Annotated in this window: 4 protein-coding genes; 2 read left to right on the top strand and 2 right to left on the bottom strand. The window is 68.7% G+C overall.

Features of this window, described 5'->3' with window-relative positions; all coding sequences use genetic code 11:
• Positions 1 to 19: 19 nt before the first annotated feature.
• Together JWN68_RS01180 and JWN68_RS01175 are read right to left on the bottom strand one after the other, a co-directional pair.
• Positions 20 to 643 carry a hypothetical protein gene (locus JWN68_RS01180; RefSeq protein ID WP_297733456.1) on the bottom strand — a complete coding sequence of 208 codons (624 nt, stop codon included), beginning with the start codon at positions 641 to 643 and terminating at the stop codon, positions 20 to 22.
• A gap of 109 nt (positions 644 to 752) precedes the next feature.
• Positions 753 to 1,391 (bottom strand): hypothetical protein, encoded by a 639-nt coding sequence (locus tag JWN68_RS01175; protein WP_297733453.1) that lies wholly within the window; start codon positions 1,389 to 1,391, stop codon positions 753 to 755.
• A 200-nt stretch (positions 1,392 to 1,591) separates the two neighbouring features.
• On the opposite strand from JWN68_RS01175, the gene carA reads away from it, so the two are divergent.
• Together carA and carB are read left to right on the top strand one after the other, a co-directional pair.
• Positions 1,592 to 2,743 (top strand): glutamine-hydrolyzing carbamoyl-phosphate synthase small subunit, encoded by a 1,152-nt coding sequence (carA, locus tag JWN68_RS01170; RefSeq protein WP_297733450.1) that lies wholly within the window; start codon positions 1,592 to 1,594, stop codon positions 2,741 to 2,743.
• A 1-nt stretch (position 2,744) separates the two neighbouring features.
• The coding region (gene carB, locus JWN68_RS01165) for a carbamoyl-phosphate synthase large subunit (RefSeq protein ID WP_297733445.1) at positions 2,745 to 4,769 on the top strand (2,025 nt) is incomplete at its 3' end.

Here is a 4,769-nt window from a genome sequence, read left to right as displayed (position 1 = left end):
GTGGTCGCCGGATAGTTGGTCAGCGACGCTTGTGGACGCGGATCACGTTGTTGGCCCCGCGGACGGCGACCTTCGTGCGGCCCTTCCTGACCGTGACCGCATTGTTGAGGCCGATCACCTTGACGAGATCAAGGAAGCCGTAGCGCGCAGAGTTGTTGGCGCCCCGGACGACCAGGGACCTGCCGGAGCCGGCGGCGACGTCGTTGTTCGCGCCCTTGACCGTCGTCGTGCCCAGGTCGTCGGCCTTGAGGGAGCTGTTCCCGGTCGCGATCGTGGCGGCGCTGACGGGCCCGGTGAAGGCCGCGACCGTGTTGGCCCCGGTGATCTGGACGCTCTCGGCGCTGGGGGCGGTGAAGGCGTTGTTGCCACCGCCCAGGTTCACGACCCCTGTCACCGCTCCCGAAGTGATGCCGAGGTTGGAGCCGGTGACGGTGACCTCGGTCGCGTCGGGCAACGACACGGTCGAGTTGCTCGCGATGATGGTGACCTCTGGGCAGGCACTCGTCACGGTCACGATCTCCACCGACTGGTCGATGGTGATGGCGCCGCCGGCGTCGACGACGACATCTGCCTGGGCCGGAGCCATCGCCGCCAGCGGCAGGACGGCTGCAATCAGGAACAGGCCGGTGGAGTGAGCACGCACGGAAGGAATCTCTCGTCGACGGATTTGTCGACCAGAGTCAACTACCCGACCGGCCCGTGCGCACACCCGGGTGGCGCGGCATGTTCCGAGGCCTGCAGGACAGGCGGTCTCAGCCCCGGCGCGCGGCCAGCACGGCGACCGTGTTGCCGGTCCCGACGACCTTGCACGAGGTGCGACCCGACGCCACGGACACCACGTTGGCATCGCCGCGGACCCGCAGCCGCTCGAGCAGGTCGTGCGTCACGGAGTTGCTGTCACCGATCACGCGGGTGCGGAAGCCCTGGCCGCCGTCGACGACGTTGCCGGAGCCGCGCACGACGAGCACGTGCGTCCTGTCAGCGGTCAGGGACGCGCCGGTGGCCTCGATCCTGACCTGCTCGACGAGACCGGCGACCGACGCCTTCGAACCGCCGCCCATGAGGGAGAGCGAGGTGGCCGACGCCATCGAGACCACGCTGTTGACGCCACTGATCTCGACGAGGCCCTGGGGCTTCGCGGTCACCTCGGTGTCCGCGCCGGTGACGTAGAGGTGCGTGGCCGTCGACATGGTGACGGTGGACCGATCGGCCTCCACGACCACGGTCCCGCACGCGCCGACGAGCTCGTAGTGCGTGTCGTCTGCGGTCAGCACGACCTCGCCTGCGACGCAGCTGACGGGGATCGTCACTGCTGCGTCTGCCGTCGGGGCGAGCAGGAGCGAGGCCGTCGCAGCCAGGGAAGCGGTGGCAAGGGCGAGGGGTCGAGGCATGGGTGCTCCGTACGTTGGTCGGCTGCGGGCGTACCGCCGGTATGTCCCATGGTGCACGCCTGTGCGCCGAAATGGGGGGGCAGGGGACGTGGTCTCGGACACAGCGCAGATGGCCGGACCCGCTCCGTTCGCTGCTAGAGTCGGCCCTGCTCAACATCCTTTAACGATCCGTCCTGTGAGGCGGAGAAGGAGGTACGGCGTTGTCTTCACGCGCCCCCGCACTGCTCGTCCTCGAAGACGGGCGGTCTTTCCACGGACACGCCTTCGGCGCCGAGGGTGAGACCTTCGGCGAGGCGGTCTTCTCCACCGGCATGACCGGCTACCAGGAGACGCTGAGCGATCCCAGCTATCACCGGCAGGTCGTCGTGATGACGGCCCCCCACGTGGGCAACACCGGCATGAACGACGAGGACATGGAGTCGGCGCGGATCTGGGTCGCCGGCTACGTCGTCCGTGACCCGGCGCGCGTCCCGTCCAACTGGCGCTCGCAGCGCAGCCTCGACGACCAGCTGCGGGAGCAGGGTGTCGTCGGGATCAGCGACGTCGACACCCGTGCCCTGACCCGTCACCTGCGCGAGCGCGGCGCGATGCGGGTCGGAATCTCCACGACGGAGACCGACGCCGACGCCCTGCTCAAGCGGGTGCTCGACTCCGGGCAGATGGCCGGCGCGAACCTCAGTGAGGCGGTCTCCACGACCGAGACCTACGTCGTCGCCCCCGCGAGCGCGGCGGGCCGCGAGAAGCCGTTGGTCGTCGCCGCCATCGACCTCGGCATCAAGACCAACACGCCCCGGATGATGAGCGAGCGCGGGATCGAGGTCCACGTGCTGCCTGCGACCTCGACGATCGAGGACGTCCTGGCGGTCGAGCCCGACGGGATCTTCTTCTCCAACGGTCCGGGAGACCCCGCCGCGACCACCGCCCAGGTCGCCCTGCTCCAGGACGCGCTGGGACGAGGACTGCCCTACTTCGGCATCTGCTTCGGCAACCAGCTCTTCGGGCGGGCGCTCGGCCTCGATACCTACAAGCTGAAGTACGGCCACCGCGGCATCAACCAGCCCGTCATGGACCGCACCACCGGCAAGGTCGAGGTGACGGCGCACAACCACGGCTTCGCGGTGCAGTGGCCGGACGGGGTCGACCTCGGTGAGGGCGTGCCCACGCCGTACGGCATGGCCTCGGTGAGCCACGTCTGCCTCAACGACGACGTCGTGGAAGGCCTCGAGCTGCGCGACGACACGGGCGCGCTCAAGAGCTTCTCCGTGCAGTACCACCCAGAGGCCGCGGCCGGTCCGCACGATGCCGCCTACCTCTTCGACAGGTTCACCCAGCTCATGGACGGGATGGCCTGACATGCCGAAGCGCGACGACATCAAGTCCGTCCTGGTGATCGGCTCGGGGCCGATCATCATCGGGCAGGCCTGCGAGTTCGACTACTCCGGCACCCAGGCGTGCCGGGTGCTCAAGGACGAGGGCTTACGGGTCATCCTCGTCAACTCCAACCCGGCCACCATCATGACCGACCCGGAGTTCGCCGACGCGACCTACATCGAGCCGATCACGGCGGAGTACGTCGAGAAGGTGATCGCCAAGGAGCGCCCGGACGCCCTTCTGGCCACCCTGGGCGGGCAGACCGCACTCAACTGCGCGATGCAGCTCGACGCGGCCGGCGTGCTGGAGAAGTACTCCGTCGAGCTCATCGGCGCCAGCATCGAGGCCATCGACCGGGGCGAGAACCGTGAGGTCTTCAAGAAGATCGTCGCCGAGCTGGGCGGGGAGAGCGCTCGCAGCGTGATCTGCCACTCCCTGGACGACCTGCTCGCCGCGGTCGACGAGCTCGGCTACCCGATGGTCGTCCGCCCGTCCTTCACCATGGGCGGCACCGGCTCCGGGATGGCCTACAACGAGGAGGACCTCCTGCGCATCGGTGGCTCCGGCCTCGACGCGAGCCCGACCACCGAGGTGTTGCTCGAGGAGTCGATCATCGGGTGGAAGGAGTACGAGCTCGAGGTCATGCGGGACACCGCCGACAACGTGGTGATCATCTGCTCGATCGAGAACCTCGACCCGATGGGCGTCCATACCGGAGACTCGATCACGGTCGCCCCAGCCATGACCCTCACCGACCGCGAATACCAGGCGATGCGTGACCTGGCCATCGACATCATCCGCAGCGTCGGTGTCGACACGGGGGGCTGCAACATCCAGTACGCCGTGAACCCCGCGGACGGCCGCCTGATCGTGATCGAGATGAACCCCCGCGTCTCCCGCTCGAGCGCCCTGGCCTCCAAGGCGACCGGCTTCCCGATCGCCAAGATCGCCGCGAAGGTCGCCATCGGCTACACCCTGGACGAGATCCGCAACGACATCACCCAAGAGACGCCGGCATCGTTCGAGCCGAGCCTGGACTACGTCGTGGTGAAGGTGCCCCGCTTCGCGTTCGAGAAGTTCCCCGGCGCCGACCCGACCCTGACGACGCACATGAAGAGCGTCGGCGAGGCGATGGCGATCGGCCGCAACTTCACCGAGTCGCTGCAAAAGGCGCTCCGGTCGCTGGAGAGCCCCGGCGCCATCTTCGACTTCGCGACGCCGGTGGGCGACGTGTCGGCGCTGCTGGAGGAGTCGCGCACGCCGACCGACGGCCGTCTGCGCATCGTCATGGACGCGATCCGCGCCGGCGCCTCGGCGGAGCAGGTCTTCGAGGCCACGAAGATCGACCCGTGGTTCATCGACCAGCTGTTCCTGATCAAGGAGGTCGCCGACGAGGTCGCGGCTGCCCCCAAGCTGGACCACGGCACCCTGCGGCTCGCGAAGCGGCACGGGTTCTCCGACGCCCAGATCGCCGGGATCCGGGGGATGCGCGAGGACGTCGTGCGCGGGGTCCGACAGGCTCTCGGCCTGCGACCGGTCTACAAGACGGTCGACACGTGTGCGGCCGAGTTCGACGCGCAGACGCCCTACCACTACTCCTCCTACGACGAGGAGACCGAGGTGCAACCGCGTGCCGAGGGCAAGGAAGCCGTCATCATCTTGGGCAGCGGGCCCAACCGCATCGGCCAGGGGATCGAGTTCGACTACTCCTGCGTGCACGCCTCGCTCGCCCTGGGCAGCGGCGGCGCGGGCTACGAGACGATCATGGTCAACTGCAACCCGGAGACCGTCAGCACCGACTACGACACCTCCGACCGGCTCTACTTCGAGCCGCTCACGCTCGAGGACGTGCTCGAGATCGTCCACGCCGAGCAGGAGGCGGGCCCGGTCGCCGGCGTCATCTGCCAGCTCGGCGGACAGACCCCGCTGGGGCTCGCCCAGGGCCTCGCGGACGCCGGGGTGCCGATCGTGGGCACCTCTCCCGAGGCCATCCACCTCGCCGAGGAG

Origin of the sequence: Nocardioides sp., from assembly GCF_025964975.1 — a bacterium.
In the GTDB taxonomy this organism is placed as follows: domain Bacteria; phylum Actinomycetota; class Actinomycetes; order Propionibacteriales; family Nocardioidaceae; genus Nocardioides.
The sequence above is the reverse complement of the archived record's forward strand: the minus strand, read 5'-3'. Positions and strand labels throughout refer to the sequence as shown.

Bases quoted from the DNA above. Each gene is read 5' to 3' on its own strand.
- JWN68_RS01175 (WP_297733453.1), bottom strand. From the start codon at position 1,391: ATGCCTCGACCCCTCGCCCTTGCCACCGCTTCCCTGGCTGCGACGGCC.